Annotated in this window: 22 protein-coding genes; 7 read left to right on the top strand and 15 right to left on the bottom strand. The window is 45.0% G+C overall.

Annotated elements, in window-relative coordinates:
* Window positions 1–198 precede the first annotated feature (198 nt).
* The 7 genes from fni to ADH27_RS03575 all read right to left on the bottom strand — a co-directional run bounded on the left by fni (window position 199) and on the right by ADH27_RS03575 (window position 7,245).
* The gene (gene fni, locus ADH27_RS03605; RefSeq protein ID WP_048715764.1) at window positions 199–1,215 is read right to left on the bottom strand and encodes a type 2 isopentenyl-diphosphate Delta-isomerase; all 1,017 of its coding nucleotides are present in this window, start codon (window positions 1,213–1,215) and stop codon (window positions 199–201) included.
* Window positions 1,193–2,218 carry a phosphomevalonate kinase gene (locus ADH27_RS03600; RefSeq protein ID WP_048715762.1) on the bottom strand — a complete coding sequence of 342 codons (1,026 nt, stop codon included), beginning with the start codon at window positions 2,216–2,218 and terminating at the stop codon, window positions 1,193–1,195. The genes fni and ADH27_RS03600 overlap by 23 nt, the downstream gene beginning before the upstream one ends.
* Window positions 2,208–3,158, bottom strand: coding sequence for a diphosphomevalonate decarboxylase (gene mvaD / locus ADH27_RS03595; RefSeq protein WP_048715760.1), 951 nt, complete (start codon window positions 3,156–3,158; stop codon window positions 2,208–2,210). Before mvaD ends, ADH27_RS03600 begins: the two co-directional genes overlap by 11 nt.
* Complete coding sequence (mvk, locus tag ADH27_RS03590; RefSeq protein WP_048715759.1) at window positions 3,140–4,018, bottom strand: mevalonate kinase; 879 nt, start codon at window positions 4,016–4,018, stop codon at window positions 3,140–3,142. Before mvk ends, mvaD begins: the two co-directional genes overlap by 19 nt.
* Before the next feature lie 120 nt (window positions 4,019–4,138).
* Window positions 4,139–5,092 (bottom strand): serine hydrolase domain-containing protein, encoded by a 954-nt coding sequence (locus tag ADH27_RS03585; protein WP_048715756.1) that lies wholly within the window; start codon window positions 5,090–5,092, stop codon window positions 4,139–4,141.
* Window positions 5,093–5,127: 35 nt separating this feature from the next.
* Window positions 5,128–5,862 (bottom strand): CppA N-terminal domain-containing protein, encoded by a 735-nt coding sequence (locus tag ADH27_RS03580; protein WP_048715754.1) that lies wholly within the window; start codon window positions 5,860–5,862, stop codon window positions 5,128–5,130.
* A gap of 105 nt (window positions 5,863–5,967) precedes the next feature.
* Entirely contained in the window at window positions 5,968–7,245 is a 1,278-nt protein-coding gene (locus ADH27_RS03575; protein WP_023919173.1) for an HdeD family acid-resistance protein, read from the bottom strand.
* A gap of 101 nt (window positions 7,246–7,346) precedes the next feature.
* Here ADH27_RS03575 and ADH27_RS03570 point away from each other — a divergent pair, with 101 nt between their 5' ends.
* From ADH27_RS03570 to ADH27_RS03560, 3 genes are all read left to right on the top strand, one after another.
* Window positions 7,347–9,626: a Xaa-Pro dipeptidyl-peptidase gene (locus ADH27_RS03570; RefSeq protein WP_048715752.1), complete on the top strand. Its 2,280-nt coding sequence runs from the start codon at window positions 7,347–7,349 to the stop codon at window positions 9,624–9,626.
* 112 nt (window positions 9,627–9,738) lie between these two features.
* Window positions 9,739–10,254 carry a DUF536 domain-containing protein gene (locus ADH27_RS03565; RefSeq protein ID WP_048690819.1) on the top strand — a complete coding sequence of 172 codons (516 nt, stop codon included), beginning with the start codon at window positions 9,739–9,741 and terminating at the stop codon, window positions 10,252–10,254.
* A gap of 87 nt (window positions 10,255–10,341) precedes the next feature.
* Window positions 10,342–10,935, top strand: a complete 594-nt coding sequence (locus ADH27_RS03560) for a 3'-5' exonuclease (RefSeq protein WP_048715750.1) — start codon at window positions 10,342–10,344, stop codon at window positions 10,933–10,935.
* A 37-nt stretch (window positions 10,936–10,972) separates the two neighbouring features.
* On the opposite strand, the gene ADH27_RS03555 is transcribed toward ADH27_RS03560, so the two are convergent.
* Window positions 10,973–11,272, bottom strand: a complete 300-nt coding sequence (locus tag ADH27_RS03555; RefSeq protein WP_048690824.1) for a YbaB/EbfC family nucleoid-associated protein — start codon at window positions 11,270–11,272, stop codon at window positions 10,973–10,975.
* A gap of 140 nt (window positions 11,273–11,412) precedes the next feature.
* Entirely contained in the window at window positions 11,413–12,759 is a 1,347-nt protein-coding gene (locus ADH27_RS03550) for an Nramp family divalent metal transporter (protein WP_048715748.1), read from the bottom strand.
* A 287-nt stretch (window positions 12,760–13,046) separates the two neighbouring features.
* Here ADH27_RS03550 and ADH27_RS03545 point away from each other — a divergent pair, with 287 nt between their 5' ends.
* The 3 genes from ADH27_RS03545 to ADH27_RS03535 all read left to right on the top strand — a co-directional run bounded on the left by ADH27_RS03545 (window position 13,047) and on the right by ADH27_RS03535 (window position 16,371).
* Window positions 13,047–13,577: a hypothetical protein gene (locus tag ADH27_RS03545; protein WP_006595548.1), complete on the top strand. Its 531-nt coding sequence runs from the start codon at window positions 13,047–13,049 to the stop codon at window positions 13,575–13,577.
* Between the two features lie 87 nt (window positions 13,578–13,664).
* Window positions 13,665–14,837 (top strand): NAD(P)/FAD-dependent oxidoreductase, encoded by a 1,173-nt coding sequence (locus ADH27_RS03540; protein WP_048715747.1) that lies wholly within the window; start codon window positions 13,665–13,667, stop codon window positions 14,835–14,837.
* A gap of 196 nt (window positions 14,838–15,033) precedes the next feature.
* Complete coding sequence (locus ADH27_RS03535; protein ID WP_048715745.1) at window positions 15,034–16,371, top strand: sodium-dependent transporter; 1,338 nt, start codon at window positions 15,034–15,036, stop codon at window positions 16,369–16,371.
* Between the two features lie 40 nt (window positions 16,372–16,411).
* Here ADH27_RS03535 and ADH27_RS03530 read toward each other — a convergent pair whose 3' ends face one another.
* The 6 genes from ADH27_RS03530 to tsaB all read right to left on the bottom strand — a co-directional run bounded on the left by ADH27_RS03530 (window position 16,412) and on the right by tsaB (window position 20,433).
* Window positions 16,412–17,083: a hypothetical protein gene (locus tag ADH27_RS03530; protein WP_238662893.1), complete on the bottom strand. Its 672-nt coding sequence runs from the start codon at window positions 17,081–17,083 to the stop codon at window positions 16,412–16,414.
* A 122-nt stretch (window positions 17,084–17,205) separates the two neighbouring features.
* Entirely contained in the window at window positions 17,206–17,535 is a 330-nt protein-coding gene (locus ADH27_RS03525; RefSeq protein WP_048715743.1) for an AzlD domain-containing protein, read from the bottom strand.
* Complete coding sequence (locus ADH27_RS03520; protein ID WP_048715741.1) at window positions 17,522–18,217, bottom strand: AzlC family ABC transporter permease; 696 nt, start codon at window positions 18,215–18,217, stop codon at window positions 17,522–17,524. The genes ADH27_RS03525 and ADH27_RS03520 overlap by 14 nt, the downstream gene beginning before the upstream one ends.
* A gap of 86 nt (window positions 18,218–18,303) precedes the next feature.
* Window positions 18,304–19,326 (bottom strand): tRNA (adenosine(37)-N6)-threonylcarbamoyltransferase complex transferase subunit TsaD, encoded by a 1,023-nt coding sequence (tsaD, locus tag ADH27_RS03515; protein ID WP_048715739.1) that lies wholly within the window; start codon window positions 19,324–19,326, stop codon window positions 18,304–18,306.
* A complete protein-coding gene (gene rimI / locus ADH27_RS03510; protein WP_048715737.1) occupies window positions 19,316–19,753 on the bottom strand; it encodes a ribosomal protein S18-alanine N-acetyltransferase in 438 nt (145 codons plus the stop codon). Before rimI ends, tsaD begins: the two co-directional genes overlap by 11 nt.
* The gene (gene tsaB, locus ADH27_RS03505; protein WP_048715735.1) at window positions 19,750–20,433 is read right to left on the bottom strand and encodes a tRNA (adenosine(37)-N6)-threonylcarbamoyltransferase complex dimerization subunit type 1 TsaB; all 684 of its coding nucleotides are present in this window, start codon (window positions 20,431–20,433) and stop codon (window positions 19,750–19,752) included. Before tsaB ends, rimI begins: the two co-directional genes overlap by 4 nt.
* Window positions 20,434–20,716: 283 nt before the next feature.
* Between tsaB and ADH27_RS03500 the strand changes: the two genes are divergently transcribed.
* Window positions 20,717–20,947 carry a DNA-dependent RNA polymerase subunit epsilon gene (locus tag ADH27_RS03500; RefSeq protein WP_006595537.1) on the top strand — a complete coding sequence of 77 codons (231 nt, stop codon included), beginning with the start codon at window positions 20,717–20,719 and terminating at the stop codon, window positions 20,945–20,947.
* Window positions 20,948–20,949 lie beyond the last annotated feature (2 nt).

Below are 20,949 nucleotides of genomic sequence, written 5' to 3'. Positions count from 1 at the left end.
CAAACTTCCTATTTTGACTTTATCCGCAAACGCCCTTCGTATCTTAATTAGTCATGGAACTTCCTGGATTGCTGAAATCATCCACTGGATAATTTCACCTAACGTCCGTACTCACCTAAGGAAAGTTTCTAAAATTACTTTATCTTCAATCTGAAATCCTTCCGTTTACACGGAGGGATTTTTGCTAGTTTCCTAAAGTTAATCATGAATAGAGGAGATTTGTTCGTATCCTTCTTTTACGCGGCCATAAAGAAGGTAGGGAACCTTTCTCAAATCGGCAAGTGTCTGACAAGAAAGAGCACACATAATCAGGCGTAAATCCTCTTTCCAAGCATTGACTTGGGCGATGACCTCTTCAATCGGCTTTGTCTCTACCAATTCTAAAATGGTCCGAGAAAGACCGACCCCCTTGGCTCCTAGAACCAGTGCCTTGATCATATCCAAAGGATGACGAACGCCACCAGAGGCGAGAACCTCGACCTGATCCATCAGTGGTTGAGCCCCAAGCAGGGCTTGGACTGTTGTTTGTCCCCAGTCATTGAGATAGGAACGATTGCCTCCCCGACGGTTTTCGATATAGGCAAAACTGGTTCCACCTCTACCAGAAATATCAACGGTCCTGACACCTAGTTCGATGGCTCTTTGGATAGTTCCGGCATCCATACCAAAACCGACCTCTTTTAGCACCAACGGCACTGGTAATTGCTTTGCATAGTCTGCTAAATGGTCTTGCCAGTTTCTAAAGCTTCGTTCCCCTTCGGGCATGAGAAGCTCCTGCATGAGGTTGACATGGAGTTGGAGAAAGAGAGGCTGGGTCTCCTCAATCGTCTGTAAGCCCAGTTCAAGCGGTTTGTCAATCCCGATATTGGTCGCAAAGAGAAGGTCCGGATAAAGGTCCTTAACTCGATAGGAGCTGTCCTGGGGATCTTTTAAAGCTGCACTATAGGAACCCGTCACAAAGAGAATGCCACAGGCTTCTGCCACCTGGGCTAATTTTCGATTGATTTCTCCTGCCTTGGCACTACCACCTGTCATGGCATTGATATAAAAAGGGTAGTCCCAATCACGACCCGCAAAATGGGTCTTCAAATCCACCTCATCTAAATCGATAGTTGGTAAAGAGGAATGAATCAACTCAACCTCATCAAAGCTATTGTAACCTGGAGTTTGCTCCAAGGCCAAACGAATATGTTCATCCTTTCGGTTGGTCGTCATACTCTCCCATCCTTTCTGCATATAATAAATCAATCCCTGCTTCTTGCCAGCGTCTGACGATTTCTTGGGCAGCAGCCTCCTCAAATGCGAGGGCGATCCCACAATCTCCTCCTCCAGCGCCACTAGATTTTGCAATGGCCTCCAGTCCCTCTTCTGCCCTCTTTAATTGGGCCAATTTTTTGGTATAAATCACCTCATTGAGAGATCCAAGTAAGTCACTCGCCCGACTGATAGAAGACCAGGCCAAGTCTCGGTCTGCCTCTTGAAAGGCCACTAAGAGGTCTTGTACAGCCTGCTCCGTCCTCTCTAAGAAGACCGAATCAATAGCTGAACGAACCTGGTTAATCAAGTCTCTTGAAATAGCGGGTTCCTGGGTCCAGCCTACTAAAAAAGTATAGGACAACTGAGGGGCCAGAGGCTGGATTTCATATCTCCAATCCAGGGCTAAGATCTGGTCCAGACCCTGATCTTGTAATTGCTCAGCCAGTTCCCGTCTATCAAAAGAGCGGTAGCTAACCAAGCCTTCATAGGCAATACAAGCTAGGTCTCCCATAGAGCCATTGTCTCCACGTCGAATCAAAACCAAACAGGCCAAACGAAAGAGCAAGTCTGCTGACAGGGGAAAATCATAAAGAGCTGCCATGGCTTTGAGGGTCAACAAGACCACACTGCCACTAGAGCCAATCCCGAATTTCTTGCCCTCTCGCTCAAATTTCCCCTCAATACTTAAATCAAAGGGAGCAAGTGCCACTCCTTGTAACTGGAGGTAGGCGTTCATCAGATGCACGGTTTCTTGGATCAGGGCATAGTCCGCCTGCGGAGTCAAATCAACTGCAAAGGAAAACATGTCTGACTGAATCCTATAAGTAGATGACGGTTGGATATCTGCCTGCATGTAAATGGGAATAAACTGAATAATGGCTGTTTGTCCTGGGGTTAGGATAGAATATTCCCCAGCGATATACAGCTTCCCACCTGCTCGAACTTGTTTCTTATTCTTCATGGGATAGATCCTTGGTCTTGGAAACAATAATACGGTAGTCTTGTTCAAAAAGTGGAACCAACTCTTCCAGATCCTCTCCTAGACAGAGGACTTTTACATTCGGACCTGCATCCATGGTGAAGTAGCACCGTTTCCCTTCCTCTCGAAGAGAGCGCACGAAATCCATGGCCTCGTAGCTTTTTTCCGTCAAATAGGAGAAGGCTGGGCTAGCAGTCTTGGTTGTAGAATGCATGAGAAGAGCATTTCGTTCGGTCAATTCCCCTACTTTTTCAAAGTCATTGTCCTTTAGGTAAGTCAGCATATCTTGGTAATCCTGGGCTGACTGGCGAATCCATTCTTGGAAATTGCTAGAGGTTTCAGTGCACCGCTTCATCCCTTCCCGACTAGAAAGAATTTTTTGTTGGTCGTTTAACACCAGCATAATCATCGCCAGTTTGAGGTCCGTTTCCACCTGGTAGATCGCTCCAGTATCCTTGTCCCAAGCCGCTAGAGGACCAAAGAAAGAACGAGAAGATGATCCGGAGGCAAACTTAGCCGCTTGAGCTTGTTCTGCCTGCGTCATTCTCAGTTGGTAATAGCGATTGCAGGCTTTTACCAAGGCAGATAGACCACTAGAACTAGAAGAAAGTCCTGCAGCTGTCGGCATGTTGTTGCTGGTATCAACCCGCACAAAGCCTGTTTCCCCTTCTGGTTTAAAGCGGTCGATGACTGCTCCAATCTTGGCCTGCTCCGCTTCATTTTGGAAGACCCCATCTATGTAGAAGGCATGGGCCTTGGCCTCGGCACCCAAAGGACTGAGACGCGTCTCTGTATACATATTTTCCAATGTCAAGGAAATGGAACTAGTTGATGGCACCATGGCTTCACTGTTTTCCTTGCCCCAATACTTAATAATGGCGATATTGGCATACGATTTCACGCTTACAGGCTTTCGATCCATAACTCCTCCACTCCTTTATTTTTTAGTTCTTTTGCGATGATTTCTGCTTGTTCCTGGTCTGCAGCAAGGGCAATGATACAACCACCGAGCCCACCACCGCTCATTTTGGCTCCCAAGGCTCCACTCGCTAATGCTAGTTCCACCAGTTGATCCGCTTCTGGACAACTCACTCCCACTGCCTGCAAATGATGATGGCAGTCTGTTAAGATACGTCCCAAGGTGGGAGCATCTTTTTGAGCAAGGGCTTTTTCTGCCTGCTCGGTGAGGAGGCCGATTTCATGGAAACTAGCAAGGGCCACTGTTCCCAAGTCCTTGACTTTTTGAATGGCTTCTTTGGTATGGCCATGGATACCTGTATCTGCAATGACCAGCTTGGCACCTAAATCAACTTCTAACTCACTAAAACCGACGTTGCGAATGAATTTAATCGGCTGATCACTTAGGCAAGTCTTGGCATCCAGCCCACTTGGATTCATATGGGCAATCATTTCTGCTCGATTAACCAAGATTTCCAAGGTTTCTTGACTCAAATCCCGCTTGAAATAATCAAAGACTGCCCGAATTGCCGCGATACTGACAGCAGCCGAGGAGCCCATCCCCCGCTGAGCTGGAATCATGGAGTCAATCCGGCAAGCGATGGCTGCCTTCTCAATCCCCAAATACTCTAAGGAAGCGTAGACGGCCATCGATAAGCTGTCATTCTCAAAAAGGACCCACGGACGCTCCGCAGGTACAATCTGACAAGTGACCTGAATGTGAAGGAGGGGCAGGGCAATAGCTGGATAGCCATAAACAACCGCATGCTCACCTATTAAAATAATCTTGCTATGTGCCTGGCCGACACCTATCGATTTCGTCATACGTCTCTCAGTTATCTTCATTCTTTTCTGCTATAGATTGCTAGATACAATCTTCTCTCCTTCCATTTTAATATAAATAAAGAAAAAAAGCGATGGCTAAACCACGCTTCTTTCTCCGTCTTAGGAAGGATTTTTACTGGTCCCTTCCATTTCTGTTTTGATGAGCTCCATGAGTTGATTCCGATCTAGGATCCATTGGGCCCGCTCATCTTTTTCATAGGTCCGATTGGATAAGAAAACAGCTGCCAACTGGAGCTTACGATTATAGAGAAGGAAGGTTCCTGTATAACCTGTATGGTCCAACCAGTCTCCTTCCAGATTCCAGGCCAGAGAGCGCGTCTTTCCTTCTTCTAAAGCATAGTTCTGGGAAAGGATTTCTGCAAAAGGATCCTGTAAATAATGCTCCAGGAAAATTTCCATATCTCTAATGGTCGAAAACAGACCTGCACTTCCGGCATGGACTCCCAGTACACGCGCTTTCGGATCATGGACGACGCCAGCTGGAACGCCACGAAGGGTTGGCACCGCTTGAGAAACCGGACCAAAAGTAGTCTCCTTCATTTGCCAAGGTGTAAAAACTTGCTCCTGAAAAATCTGGGCCAAATCCTGACCAAACCACTTCTCCAGAAGAAAGCCCAATAAAAGAAAATTGACATCTGTATAGTGGAACTGGCGATTGTCCTTGAGCTTCAAACGGTGCAGGGCTTCTTTTAAGCCCTCAGCATCCAAGTCATCTCGTCCGGGGATGAAAGGATCCAAACCAGAAGTATGGGTCAAGAGCTGACGGATGGTCACCTCTGCCTGCTCCATATCCGGATAGTAGGAAGCTAAGGGACGATCGATATCGATTTTCCCTTGTTGGACCAGAAAAGCAAGAACCGTTCCAACTCCGACGACCTTACTCACACTGGCCAAATCATAGGTCAAGCCGGCAATAACTGGCTCTTGCTTGGCTGGATCAGCCAGTCCCAAGTAATACTCCTGCCAGCTTCCCTTCTGATAGAGAGCAAGAGAGGCACCTGGGTAGATGCCTGCTCCTATTTGCTCTTGAATTTTTTGGATGATTTTTTCCATTTTTCTTCACTCATTTCAATCAGCCAAAGACTTGCTTAGGCTTCGAACCACCATTCAATCTTGCTTGGATCCTCAACCAAGACAAATTGTTGCCTTTTTGGTACAAAAGTTACCTGATCTCCAAAGCAGGAGGCTAGTTCACTTGCTACAAATGGCTCTAAAATGACCTTGACCTGACAAAGGTCCCAAGTCTGTCCATTTGCTAGTGTAAGGTCCGGACCATCTGATGCTTCTAACTCTAAATAATCTTCTAAGCCAGGTAGTTGTTGATAGAAAGCTGTAGAAGTCTCTACATTAGGTACTCGAAGCACCATCTTTTCTACGAAAAACTCCGTCAAGGTTGTAAACTCTTCATTCGCTTGAAAATCTGGAACTTCCTCAATTTCAGTTAAACTGCCCACTTGCTCTTCCGCATGGAGCAAGATACGATCTCCTTCTGGCGAAAGGGCTTCAAAGGCATAGCCATTTTTTCCTTTAAAGAGGCGATCAACTTGATGTCCACGAGCCAGAAGCCACTCAATTTCTTGTGGGTTGGTCACGCGAATCTTTAAGCAAGCCAGGCGTTTTGGGCCCTCCACCTTGCGGGTTCTCATACTAGGGGATTCCTCTAAATAGAGGCGATCTGTCTTCGATTGATCTCCAAGGGATAATAAAGCCCCATCTTCCAACAGGGTTTTCATTCCTAAGACCTTTTCAAAAAATTCTTGATTGACATTTCGATTGTTTGTTTTTAATACAGGTGAAATACTACTAATCTTATTTATGCACATAATTCCTCCAAGTCTTTTATATTTTAAAAGATTTTCTTTTTTTTTACAAGAAATCTTGTGCAAAAAAGACAGATTTTTCAAAAATAAAAATCTGTCTTTCTTTTTTTAGTATACTGTTCGTGTATGGACCCGCCCGTTTGGAGCTTCAAATTCGTATTCTAAGTAATCCTGATAGGTCCCTGGTGCAATCACTCCACGCACATCTAATACAGCCGTTCCTGCCTGTCCCACAATGGAATCTGCTAACAGGCAGCAATTAGTAGACAGAACAAAGTAAGATTTAAAACGCGAAGAAGTAAATTTATATAGCTCAGCCCCTAAATCATATTTCAATTTGTAAGCGTAGGTCGGCTGACCGTCTTCCAGTAACCTCCTAGGTGGATCCCAAGGTTCTAACAACTGATCAATTTCAGCTAGACGCTTCTCTACTGCCTGATTCTCTTCTTCGGTAAGGGATAGGCTGTAGCCAAACAGCGTCTTTTGACTCTCTTTTTTACATAGTTCGATGTATGGTTCCTTATCCACTTTAAACAGTACGCCATCCCCAATCGTCCCAAATAGACGCTCTGAAAAGGGATCGTAACTTCCGTAAGAAATGACCTTCCCCTGATAACAAATATCTACATGCCCAATCGCTCCAAATAAGTTGCTGTCAGAAGTATGAACCAAAATTTCTAATTCCCTTGCCTCTTCTTCTTTTTTCACCAATCGATAAGGGCCTGTGTGTCCCGCCGAGCTCCCTTTTTGAAGAAACTGGTTAAACCGTTTTAACTCCTTAGCAGGGATAAAGGCTGCAAAGATAACCGGTAGGCTAATACGAAAGCGACGTTTTAACTCTTGGCCTTGTTGGTCTTTGTCAAATAAAATACCATCTCGAATATTAGAAATCCCCAACAAGACCAGATAAGCCCCCAAGAGGATAAATTGGAAGTGCCCATCTGAACCAGGTTCCAAGACAGTTGCTAGACCAAGCCCACCGTTTAAAAGCGCATCCCATAAATAGAGCCAGCCTCCTTTTACCCGATTGGCCTTATAAAGCCAAAATGTGATCCCATAGACAATGGCACTCCCCAACTGATATGCCCCTAAACAAATCACAACTAAGTTTACGGGCAGACTACTCAGTCGATTCAACCAGATCAACGCAAGTGAAAGAAAAATAAACCAAATAGAGTGGCTATAGGAAATAGACTTGCTACGTAACAAAAAGCGAAGAAGAAAGCTTCCTAGTCCATCAACTAAAAAGTAAATGGCTAATAGATCCAAGGAAAATTTGGTGAAACCAACGCCGTTTCGAAAAATGAGAATCCCAAAAATGACGGCAAGAACCCCAAACAATAAGGTCCGTCTTCTTGCAACTTGTTCAAAAGATATTTTTTTCAATATTCCTTCTCCTTATAGACGAAAGGTCTTTAGACAAATACTATTTTATCAAGTATAATATAAAAAGTAAAGAACAAAGAAACTGATAAAAGGAGCAGTCTATGAAATACAATCAATATAGCTATCTATCTGTTGACCAAAAAGACATTCTTAAGGAACTAAAAGAAATTGGGTTTGACCTTCCCACCCACCTCCCAGAAAAAGAACTGTTTGAATGGTTTGTCCGCAAGGTTTACTTCACCTATAAAGATACAGATTATCCCCTCTCTAACCTAGTGGTGGATTCTAAAACAGACTTTTTAACGTATATCCAATCTGACTGCGAATGGTCTCCGAACATTTTTTACACAGTAGCCCTCCAATTACTCGGTTTCCGCTATTTTATTGATTTTGAAGATACGGATAGCTTCTTGAAAGAAGTCCAATTTCCGATTGAGTATGGAAACTTGGTAGAAAACCTCTACCACCTCCTCAATACTCGAACAGTCAAAGGGAATTTACTAATTGAGCAGTTGGTCAGCGATGGCTTGATTCCTGAAGACAATCGCTACCACTTTTTCAACGGAAAAAGTCTAGCTACCTTTAACTGCCATAATGTGATTCGTGAGGTGGTCTATGTGGAAAGTCGGATTGATAGCGACCAAGATGGCCTTCCAGATTTGGTCAAGGTCAATATTATTCGCCCTCGCTATGAAGGAAAAATCCCAGCCGTCATGACTGCAAGCCCTTATCACCAAGGAACCAATGACAAGGCTAGTGACAAGGCACTCTATAATATGAATGTGGACCTCGAGGTCAAAGAACCTCATACCATTCAAGTAGAAGAACCTCAATTAGAATTGGTGGATCCTGTCGGTTCAGCTCAACTAGTCTCTGAGGCTGAAGAAACCCTCACTCATATCAACAGCAGTTATACTCTCAATGACTACCTGCTCGCTCGTGGCTTTGCCAATCTCTACGTCTCCGGTCTTGGAACCAAGGATTCCCAAGGCTTGATGACCAACGGGGATTACCGTCAAATCGAGGCCTATAAAAATGTCATCGACTGGCTCAACGGACGCTGTCGTGCCTTCACAGACCACAGTCGCCAACGCCAAATCAAGGCCGATTGGTCCAACGGCAAAGTTGCTACGACAGGCTTGTCCTACCTAGGGACCATGTCCAATGGACTGGCTACCACAGGTGTCGATGGCCTAGAAGTCATCATTGCTGAAGCCGGTATCTCCTCTTGGTACAACTACTATCGGGAAAACGGACTCGTGACGAGTCCTGGTGGCTATCCTGGAGAGGATTTTGATTCACTCGCTGAGTTGACCTATTCACGCGCCCTTCGGGCTGGAGACTATCTCCGCCACCATGCAGCCCATCTAGCGGATTTGGAACGGCTTAAAGAGCAAATAGATCGCAAAACAGGGGACTACAACCAATTCTGGCATGACCGCAACTATCTCCTTCAGGCAGACAAAGTCAAGGCAGAGGTCGTCTTCACCCATGGTTCCCAAGACTGGAACGTGAAGCCCCTCCATGTATACCAAATGTTCCAAGCCCTTCCAGCCAACATCAAGAAACACCTCTTCTATCACAATGGGGCCCATGTCTATCTCAACAACTGGCAGTCCATTGACTTCCGTGAGAGTATGAATGCCCTCCTCTCTAAAAAATTACTGGGCTATGATTCAAGCTATGAATTGCCAACCGTCATCTGGCAGGACAATACAGGAGAGCAAAGTTGGACTTCCTTGGAAGACTTTGGCAATCAAACAGCCCAGCGGACCTTCCCACTGGGAGATGGTGAGAAAGTCATCCAAAACCGCTATGCGACAGAAGATTATGAGCGCTATGGTAGGACCTATCCAACTTTCTTAACCGACCTCTACCAGGATAAGGCCCAACAAGTGACCATCGATCTTCCGATCGAAGAAGACCTACACCTCAACGGAAAAGCTCACCTTCACCTGCGGCTCCAATCTAGCACAAACAAAGGCTTGCTCTCAGCCCAACTCATGGAGCTAGGAAGCAAGAAATACCTCCAACCCTATCCAGCTGTCTTATCCGTCCGCACCCTTGATAACGGTCGCTACCATATGCTAGACAATTTGACCGAGTTGCCCTTCAAGGAAGCTAGCCAACGGGTGATTACAAAGGGTTATCTCAACCTTCAAAACCGTCTTGATCTCTTACAAGTCGAATCTGTAAACCCTGGGGAATGGATGGAATTCGACTTTGAACTCCAACCAACCATCTACAAACTGGAGAAAGGGACCACTCTTCGTCTCGTCCTTTATACAACCGACTTCGAGATCACTGTCCGCGACCAAACGGACTACCAACTCACCATTGATCTAGCCAACTCCAGCTTAACCCTTCCTGAGATGGATTAAGGAATTTCATGCTTTTTCCTTGTCGTCCCTTCCCTTGCTTGATTTGACAGCCTTGCCTACTTATGATAATATCTAAGAGAGTATTTCATAGAAAAAGAGTTTAGAGGATATTATGGCTATCGAAAAAACAGTCAGTGAAATTGCTGAAATTCTAGGAGTTAGTCGCCAAGCGGTCAACAACCGTGTCAAGGCCCTAGATCCTGAAGATACAGAAAAAAATGATAAGGGAGTTACCGTCGTAACCCGTAGTGGCTTGATCAAGCTAGAAGAAATCTACAAAAAGACCATCTTTGAAGACGAACCAGTCAGCGATGATGTGAAACAGCGTGAATTGATGGAAATTTTGGTAGATGAAAAAAATGCTGAGATTGTTCGTCTCTACGAACAACTAAAAGCAAAAGACGACCAGCTAAAATCCAAAGATGAGCAATTAGCTAAAAAGGATGAGCAGTTGCGTGTCAAAGATGTTCAGATCGCTGAAAAAGACAAACAGCTCGACCAACAACAACAGCTAACCCTTCAGGCTATGAATGACCGCGAAACATTGAAATTGGAATTAGATCAAGCCAATGAAAAGGTTCAAGAACAAGAGAGTAAAGGCTTCTGGAGACGCGTCTTTGGTCGCTAAAAACTGACTTCGGTCAGTTTTTTCTATGCCTTTGCCTCCCCTCAATAATTAGAAAATCCAAAAAAACCATTAGATGAAGGAGTTCCCTTGAAAGAATTAAGCCACTATGTCTCCTTTGATTTAGAATTTAATCAATTTGAAAGAAAGTACCACATTATCCAAGTTTCTGCTGTCCGCTTTGTAGATGGCCAAGAAGTTGCCCACTATAATTCCTATGCCTATACGGATAAACCACTAAAGAGCTTTATCAATGGCCTCACCGGGATCACATCTGATAAAATCCTCCAAGCTCCCCCACTCGAGCAAGTCCTAGCGGAGTTCCGAGATTTTGTTGCAGATAGTCCCCTCATTGGATACAATGCCATCAAGAGTGACCTCCCTATCCTAGCGGAAAATGGGCTAGAGTTCACAGACCAATATGCAGTTGATGTCTTTGAAGAAGCTTCTAAACGCCGCCCTTCTGACCTCCATGGGATCAAAAACTTGCAGCTCCATACAGTTGCTCAGTTTTTAGGAGTAGCTGGAAAATCCCACGATAGCCTAGAAGATGCCCGGATGACTGCTCTTGTTTATGAAGCCTTTCTCGAATCAGACCGAGCCCGGCAACTCCTAACCAAACAAGAATCCTTTTCTAGCTCCCCTTTTGGTGGATTGGACCTCTCCAATTTTTTTAACGACTAAAAAACCTCTATCATCGATAGAGGTTTTCTCTGTATGCTTAGAATGGTAATTTACCAGCAAAAGCTCCCAATTTTTTCTTGGTTGCTGCATCAATTTCTTCGATGGCCGCATTGATAGCTTGAACAGTCATATCAGAAAGAGTTTCTGTATCTTCTGGGTCCACGACTGCCGGGTTAAATTCGATGGATACCACCTTTTTATCACCTGTCAAGGTAGCGACGACCAAGTCCTGAGCAGACTTACCAACAAATTGAGAAGCAGCCAATTCTGCCTGACTTTGTTCCATTTGTTTCTGAAGCTTTTGTGCTTGCTTCATCATATTTTGCATATTCATCATAATGTTTTCTAGATTCCTTTCGTATCAAGGGGTTAGGACCTCTTGTTAAGTTTTTACTTCCCACTTCTGCCCATTTTCTAGCTAGATGGGAACTTCCCTCCTATTATAGCATGTTTTCCCCGTCCGACAAAACTGATTTTTTATTTAAAGAGCGTCGTCACAATGAGTTGGACGTTTAACAGAGTCAGAAGAGTAGCTACTCCGTAAGCTAAGTAGGTATTCCATTTTGCATTGACAAATTCTCCCATGATTTTTTTATTGGAGGTAAAGTAAACCAAGGGAAAAATTGAAAATGGTAGAGCCAGAGACAAGAAGACTTGAGAATAGACCAACAAATCATCTAGAACACTTTCCTGGTCTCCAAAGAGAAAGGCGACAATCAGGACAGGAGTGAGGGCCAACATCCGTGTAAAGAGGCGGACAAGCCATTGAGGAAGCCGGAATTTAAGAAAACCTTCCATGACAATTTGGCCCGTCAGAGTGCCTGTAATTGTTGAATTCTGACCACTTGCTAACAAAGCAACAGCAAACAAAGTGGACAGAAAAGGACTTGCAATAGCTCCTGCAATGGCATTGTTTTGCAAGGCATCATACATACTAGAGAAGGCTCCAATTTCTTCTGCGTGTCCAAAAAAGAGGGCCGCTCCGAGAATCAGCAAGAGAGAGTTGACAACAAAAGCCAGGGTCAATTCAATATTAGAGTCCCAGGTCATGAAACGCACAGCCCGACGAACATCTGCAGGATCCTCATAATCGACCTTGCGTGTCTGTGAAATGGAGGAATGCAAATAGAGATTATGAGGCATGACGGTTGCACCAATTATCCCCAAGGCCAGCGTCAAGGCTTGTGATCCCTTGGGAAGACCAATACCTACAATTTCTTTCTGAGGAAGAAAGCCAGCAAAAATGCCACCTATATCTGGTTTTGATAGGACCACAAGGTAGATAAAAATTCCCAGAATGGTCAAAATCAAGGTGGAGACAATAGCCTCAATCTTACGAAAACCTAAGTGCATAAGTCCAAGGAGGAGGAAGACATCCAGGATGGTGACCAAAATAGAAAAGAGTAAGGGCCATCCGAATAGCAAATGGAGTGCAATCCCTGAACCAATGACTTCTGCTAAATCTGTCGCCATCAAGGCTAATTCAATCACTATCCAGAGAATATAGCGGAGCCACTTGGGCAAATACGTCGCTGTTGTTTGGGCCAAATCTTTCCGATGGACAATCCCTAGTTTCCCAGCCATCTGTTGCAATTGCATGGCAATCAAGGAAGACAAGAGAACCACCGACAAGAGCAAGTAACGATAGTGAGCCCCTCCAACAACGCTGGTGATCCAGTTCCCAGGATCCATGTAGCCCACTGCTACTAGGCTCCCTGGACCTGAAAATAATAACAAGGTCCTCCAAAAAGAAGTTCCCTTGGGAACCTTGACGGATTGATTGATTTCTTGGAGCGATTTCCGCTCTAACTGTTCTAAACTCATGATATCCTTCTTTCCATGATGTCACTTCCCCTTGATTATAGCACAAATGAAAGACTTCGGTAAATTTTCTTTGCATTTTCAAAAAAAGATACCTTTCCTCACTCCCGCTTCCCCATTTTCTTCGTATTCCTTTAGCGATTTTTTCTCCTTTGCTCCTCTAAAATGAACCGAATAGCTTCAAAAATGAACCAAATAGATTTTTCCCCCAATCTGACTTCAAAAGCTTGTATACTAACCGTAACTGAAAGATAGCTCAGTTATTTACTCAATAGCAAAGGAAAGAAACTATGATCTATGTCATTGAATACAATTATCCCTCTAAGATGTTGGTCGAACATATTAACAACTATCTAGAGAAAAAACGGGTTCGTAATCTACCAGTCAAGCTGGTCTATAATGGAAATATCTCCTATATTGACTATGACTTGAAAAACATTTACTTCTTCTCCTGTCAAGGAAATTCTGGAATCAACGCCTACAAAGAGCTCGAACGCATCCGAAGAAATGATCCCTTCGGACGCATTATCGTTCACTCTAACAAGGTGGACGGACGTAGACTCATGGACCATAAGCTACAAGTCTATGGTTTGATGGAACTAAGCCTTAGTGACTACGGAAAGCCAGACCTCTATTATCAAGAGCTCGACTTCTTGCTCGGCGATCTCTACGAAGAGCTCTGGGAAATGGCGGCAGAAGCCAAGTACGCTGCTGGGAAGAAAACCAATCAGCTCTTCCCACGCTGGGGTCCTGAAATCGGTATTTACCCACCTAAGCGTTATTCCATCCACCTCCGTCAAAATCCAGACGAAGACAATTAACTCATAAAAAGTGGAGCCTGGGGACAGGGTCCATTTTTTATGTTACAATGAACTGGAAATAAAACGAGACAAGAAAAAGGAGACCTTATGAACCACTACGATACCATTGTCATCGGAGGAGGCCCTGCTGGTATGATGGCCACCATCTCCAGCGCCTTCTACGGGCAAGCAACCCTCCTCTTGGAAAAGAACCGCAAACTAGGGAAAAAACTAGCTGGGACTGGTGGAGGTCGGTGCAATGTGACCAACAATGGAAGCCTGGACGATCTCCTAGCAGGTATTCCAGGAAACGGACGTTTCCTCTATAGTGTCTTTTCTCAATTTGACAATCATGATATCATCCGCTTCTTCACAGAAAACGGGGTCAAGCTCAAGGTCGAAGACCATGGTCGTGTCTTTCCAGCTTCAGATCGTTCCCAAACGATTATTCAAGCTCTGACAGATAAGATTGCCGAGCTTGGCGGTCAAGTCCGCTGCCAAGTAGAGGTAACCTCTGTGAAGAAAATCGATGGACAATTCGTCATCAAATCCAAAGATGAGACCTGGACTGCAGACCGCTTGATTTTGACAACCGGTGGGAAATCCTACCCTTCGACGGGTTCTACCGGCTTTGGACACGATATCGCCCGTCACTTCCACCACACTATCACAGAACTAGAAGCTGCTGAAAGCCCCCTCCTGACAGATTTCCCCCACAAGGCCCTTCAAGGGATTTCCTTAGACGATGTAACTCTCCACTATGGCAAACACCACATTACCCATGACCTCCTCTTTACCCACTTTGGACTGTCTGGCCCAGCTGCCCTTCGCATGTCAAGCTTTGTCAAGGGGGGAGAGATCCTGACACTAGATAGTCTCCCTCACTATTCTAAGGAAGAACTCACTGCAATCCTAGAGGAAAACCGGGAAAAATCTCTAAAGAATGTTCTGAAGGCCTATCTGCCAGAACGCCTGGCGGAATTCTTTGCTCAGGATCTTCCGGAAAAGGTGAAACAACTCTCTCCAAAAGAGGTGGATGCTGTCCTAACTAAGGTCAAGGAACTTTCTATTCCTGTAACAGGGAAGATGTCCTTGGCCAAGTCCTTTGTGACTAAGGGAGGTGTCAGCCTCAAGGAAATCAATCCCAAGACCTTAGAAAGTAAGTTGGTCCCCGGTCTTCATTTTGCTGGGGAGGTCCTGGATATCAATGCCCATACAGGAGGATTTAACATTACTTCTGCCCTCTGTACCGGTTGGGTGGCCGGGAGTCTCCACTATTGACAGCTTTTTCAAAAGATGTTAGGATTATTTTTAGAACAAATCCAGCAACAAACATAAGAGTCGTCTTCTTAGAGATGTCACTTTGCGTTTTATGGCTATTTAGTTCGTACTAAATAGCCTTTTTCTTTTGTCTATGAAAGAGCCTTTGCTGGCCTTTGCTTTCTTCCTATATTTGAATTAGAAATGGAGAATCCATATGGAAAAATCTCAATGGGGTTCCAAAATTGGCTTTATCCTAGCCTCTGCAGGTTCTGCAATTGGGCTTGGGGCTGTTTGGAAGTTCCCCTATATGACCGCTGCTAACGGGGGCGGAAGTTTCCTTCTTGTTTTTTTGATAGCAACTCTACTTATCGGCTTCCCCCTCTTACTGGCTGAATTTACCCTAGGACGTGCAGCTGGTGTCTCTGCCATTAAGACCTTTGGAAAGCTTGGTGGTCGTCGCCTTTATGATGGGATCGGTTGGATTGGTGCCTTTGCCCTGTTTATCCTCCTCTCCTTCTACAGTGTCATCGGTGGCTGGATTCTGATTTATTTGGGAGTAGCCTTGGGAGAGTTATTCCAGCTTCTCTCAGTTAGTGACTATACCCAGCTCTTTGGAGAGATTATTTCAAATCCCTGGTTGGCTCTTGGGGCCCAGGCCATCTTCATCCTCCTCAATGTCTTGATTGTTTCCAAGGGGGTGGAACAAGGGATTGAAAAGGCCTCAAAATTCATGATGCCACTTCTCTTCATTATCTTCTTAGTCATGATTGGTCGTTCCTTGACCTTACCTGGCGCTTGGGAGGGAGTTAGCTATTTCCTCAAGCCAGACTTCTCCAAGATGACTAGCCAAGGTCTGCTCTACGCTTTGGGCCAATCATTTTTCGCCCTCTCGCTAGGGGTGACAGCCATGTTGACTTATGCTTCTTATTTGGACAAGGACACTGACCTGGTCCAATCCGGGATTTCCGTCGTCTTCATGAATATCGCCGTTTCTATCATGGCAGGCTTGGCGATTTTCCCAGCCATGTCAGCCTTTCAAATCCCTTCTACTAGTGGACCGGGCCTCCTCTTTGTAGTCCTGCCACAAGTCTTTGACAAGATGCCTTTTGGTACCCTCTTCTACCTGCTTTTCCTTCTTCTCTTCCTCTTTGCGACCATTACCTCATCCGTCGTCATGTTAGAGATTAATGTCGGGAACGTCACCAACCAAAACAACAAACAGCGGGCTAAATGGAGCCAAATCATTGGTCTTCTGACCTTTGTCTTTGGGATCCCATCTGCCCTTTCCTATGGAGTACTCTCCAAGTGGACCCTTTTTGGAAAATCCTTCTTTGATTGTATGGACTTTTTGGTTTCCAACCTCCTCATGCCTTTTGGAGCTCTCTGCCTCTCCCTATTTACAGGCTATATCTTTGATCAAGTCCTAGCCCAAGAAGAACTCAAGGTGGGAGAAGAGAAAACCAAGCACTTCTTCTTCAAGCTCTGGGTTTTCTTGCTTCGCTTTGGGATCCCAATCATCATCCTCATTGTTTTTATTACACAATTTATCTAAAACAAAATCCACGACTCCTTAGGGATTCGTGGATTTTTCTTTATTTTGTAAGGGAAACACGGAAATCATTGTATTTGTTATAATCAAAGTCTTCATTAAGCCCTGTTACAAATACAATCGGTGTATAATGGCCCTCTTCTAAGATGAAGCCGGGTTTTACCTTCATATTGGCTCCCCCAAGTCCAGCAATCCCTGGAAGAAGGGCATCAAAAGCGCCAGGTTCGTCTGTTTCCCAGTAATAGACATTACCAGATGCTTGAACTGCCTTGGCTTTCGTTGTTGCAGTACGAACAGGATTCAAATCAGCTTGATAAAAGTTCGCTGTTGTAGTGACCGTACCGTCTGCAGCCACGGTCATTTGAACATCTTTGGCAATTTCAGTTGTTCCTGTCCAAGTCCCTACCAGCTCTTCTGGCACCATTTGAGACGAATCTGTGGCCTTGTTAGTGCTTGCTGCACCAGATCCTGCATTGGTTTGACCTGAGTTTCCTGCATCTTGAGAAGCAGCTTGTGCCCCTTCTTGCGCATCCGTTTCAGTAGCTTTTGTCTCTTTCTTACCAGAAGCAGCCTTTGCTTTTTTCTGACTAGACTTCACCGTCGTTTGTGCTTCTTTGGCAGAAGATTTGTTCTCTTCTTTTTTTGAACCACAAGCTACGAGTAGGCTTGCAGAAGTTAATCCTAAAAGTGCTAAACTTGTCCATTTTTTCATCATGATGATCCCTCACTTCATTTGATAAAAACTATTATATTACAATATTACTCAATGTCAAGTATTTTTGAAATATTTTTGTAATATTCGTAATAAACAGTAATCTATCTAAAAATTCAGGAGATTCAGGTGACAAGCAAACGTAAGAGGGCAACCAAGACAATCCCAAATAGAACCGTACCCATTAGGTTTTTGTAGCGAAAGGCTACTATCATGGTCGGAATGGTTGCGACCAGATCCACCCACCGAACTTGAGGAAGCTGGCCTACTTTCCCCTCTATCAGACTGGAAAGGATTAGGGCAAAAATGATGGCAATGGGAAGGTACTTTAGAAAACGCAGAACTGGATCTGGCAGACCCCGGTATTTGACCAGAACGAAGGGCAGAATGCGTGGAATCCAGGTGACCACTGCGGACGTCAAAATAACCAAGAAAATCCAACTATTCACGCGCATCGCACATCACCCCCACGAAACAGCCTGTTAAAGTAGCCACTAAAACGGCCAAGGATTGGGTCAAAAAGAAGGTCAAGAGGAAAAAGCTAAGGGCCACTGCACCTAAAACAAGGAGCATGGTAGCCATCTTCTCAGTCAAACGCATGCCTTGAAACTGACCTGCAAAAATCCCAATAAACATAGCAACTAAGGCGAAGTCCAGGCCGAAGGCTCTAGGATTGGGCAAGAGGGAACCCAGCGCTGTCCCCAAAATAGTTGAGGAGCCCCAAGCTAGATAACCGACCACATTATTGCCATGCATCCAGGGAACAGTGATCCGGTCACTTTTCAATTTTTCACTCAAATAAACCCCGTAACTCTCATCTGTCAACAAACTACCAATTCCAATATTATGGACCAGGCTAGCCTCCTTGAAATCAGGGGAGGTATGCAGACTCATAAGCATATTGCGCAAATTGATGAAAAAGACGGTTAAGGCAATATTCATAAGGGACGAATGAACGGCAATCAAAGATATCATAGCAAACTGAGAAGCCCCCGCGTAAACCAAGAGACTCATCAAGCCCATTTCTAAAGGGGAGAGATAGGGAGACGCCACCACACCACAGGCCAAGCCAATACTGATATAACCCAAGGCTGTCGGAAGGGCATCCCTGACCCCCTGCTGAAAATTCTTTTCCACTCTTTCTTCCTTTCTTTTTTGATGCTCTCTATTATAACAAAAAAGGGACGGAAATCGTCCTCCCGTCGTTTATGTTCGTTTTTTAACTAATCTAAGTTCTCTTCTATCGGATCAAAAGCAAGGCTAGGCTTAGCATTGAGGTCTAATCTAGCAAAATTTCCCTTATTCCATTCGCTGACACTGGCATAGGCAATCATCCCCGCATTGTCCCCGCAGAGACGTAGAGGAGGAATGATGACCTTAACATCTGTGATCTCAGAAGCCAGGCGTTCACGTAATCCTTGGTTGGCCGCGACTCCTCCCGCCACCACCAGGGTCTTAACAGGGTATCTTTCTAGGGCTTTTTTAGTCTTGGCCATCAAGATATCCATCACCGCTGCTTGGAAGGAAGCCGATAGGTCTTCCTTGGACAGGCTCTCGCCTTTTTGCTCGGCATTGTGGTGGAGATTGATAAAGGCTGATTTGAGCCCTGAGAATGAGAACTCCAGATTGTCTTCCTTGATCATGGCACGTGGGAAATCGTAGATATCCTGACCCTTATGTGCCAACTCGTCAATCTCACGACCGGCTGGATAGGTCAAGCCCATTACGCGGCCGACCTTATCATAGGCCTCACCCACTGCATCATCACGTGTTTCCCCAACGATCTTATAATCACCCGCCTCCGAGACATAGACCAACTCAGTGTGTCCTCCGCTGACCAGCAAGGCCAAGAGCGGAAATTCTAAAACCTCAACGCTTTGAGCGGCCATCAAGTGCCCTGCCATATGATTGACAGGAATCAAAGGAATCCCATGGGCCCAAGCAAAGGCCTTGGCTGCAGCAAGACCGACCAAAAGAGCTCCAACCAGACCTGGTCCGTAAGTTACCGCAACCGCTGTGACTTCTTCTTCTGTAATTCCCGCTTCTTCTAGCGCTTCCCCAATACAGGCCGTAATGACTTCGACATGGTGCCGACTGGCAACTTCTGGAACCACTCCCCCGAAGCGTTTATGGCTTTCAATTTGGCTGGCAATGACATTGGACAAGAGCTCTGTATCGTTCTTTAAGACGGCGACACTGGTCTCATCACAAGATGTTTCAAATGCCAAAATATATCTATCCTTCATTTGCTTCCCTTTTCATCATAATGGCGTCTTCGGTAGGTGCATGATAATACCCTTTCCGGCAACCAATTTCTTTAAATCCTTGTTTCTGATAGAGAGTCCGAGCCGGAGTGTTTCCTTCTCTCACCTCTAAAAAGACCTCTTTCTCCTGAGGAAGGATTTCTAATAGCTGACGAGCAATCCCTCGCCCTTGCCACTCTTTTCGAACAGCAATTTGGACGACCTCTAGCTCATAGAGAGTTTCTTGCATGGCCAAGAAGCCGACCAATGCTTCCCCACTATAGGCCAAGGCATACCAATTTTGAGGTTGACCGATATCCGCTAGGACTTGCTCCAAGGTCCAAGGACTTTGTCCATAGACATCGTCTAAGATTTCTACCAACTGAGGGGCTAAATCGAATCGCCCCGCCTCCTTCTCGATTCGGATCATAGGCGTTTGATGTAGGACTGACCGGACTCTTGATGGTCCTTGAGCCAGTTTTCTTCAGCTTCTACCCGCTTAAGGTAGTTGGGCACAAAGCCATGAACGGAGACAGCTTCTTTTGTAAGTCCTAGTCGACCAATCCGTACCGCATCCGGTAGGGTTTCTACCATCTGAGCATTTGGCAAGGCTTCTTGTATCTGTTCACGAAAGGCCTCCACTTCCCCAAGGAAGGTCACCTTTTCAGCTCCCTTTGCTCTTTCTAATACGGCTTCAAAAGAAAGGTGAGCCTCCGGGTAGACCAGCTGATCCTCTTGGTAAAAGCCCGCATAGACATGGTTGCGCCGCGCATCCATGACTGGAATGGCCAGACCTTCTATCTCTTCTGGTACCAAGGCTAGTAAGCTCGACACCCCTACTAAGTCAATCTTTAGCGTTTGAGCTAGGGTTTTAGCCGTTGCTACCGCAATTCGTAAGCCGGTATAGGATCCAGGCCCTTCTGCTACTACGATACGGTCCAAATCCGTCGGTTTCCAATCAATGCTGGCCATTAAAAATTCAATAGTAGGCATCAAGGTAATGCTGTGGTTTTTCTTGATCGTCAGTGTCAACTCTGCTAATCGGTTTTCTTCCTCCAAAAGGGCAACGGATAGGGCCTTACTGGAGGTGTCAAATGCTAATACTTTCATGTTTTCTCCTCGTTGTCTGCTTCATATTATACTACAAATAGACGCCAAACGGTAGAGGAAGCACCCTCAGACTGTGAAATCAACTGCTCTCTATCCCTTCTAAAAAAGCGCTTCCTTCTGCTCTCAGAACCCGCTTGCATCTTTTCCTTAGAGCCTATTTATGGTATAATGAATAATAATTGTATCGAATCAGGACAAAAGAAAGCAAGAATAGGTGTCTCAGCTAGCTACTAGCTGTTTCTTTTCTGCTACAGTCCGAACATGTGAAAGGAACCGAAACGAAATGATTTACAAAGTTTTCTACCAAGAAACAAAAGAACGCAACCCTCGTCGTGAAACGACTCATGCCCTCTATCTCGATATTGATGCGAAGAATGAGTTAGAAGGACGCATTGAAGCTCGTCGCCTTGTTGAAGAAAATACATCTTACAATATCGAATTTATCACTCTCTTGTCAGACCAACACCTAGAATATGAAAAAGAGTCTGGCGCATTTGAAATTACGGAGTTCTAATC

Source organism: Streptococcus sp. 343_SSPC (assembly GCF_001072385.1).
In the GTDB taxonomy this organism is placed as follows: domain Bacteria; phylum Bacillota; class Bacilli; order Lactobacillales; family Streptococcaceae; genus Streptococcus.
This window is presented reverse-complemented; position numbering and strand designations above follow the sequence as displayed.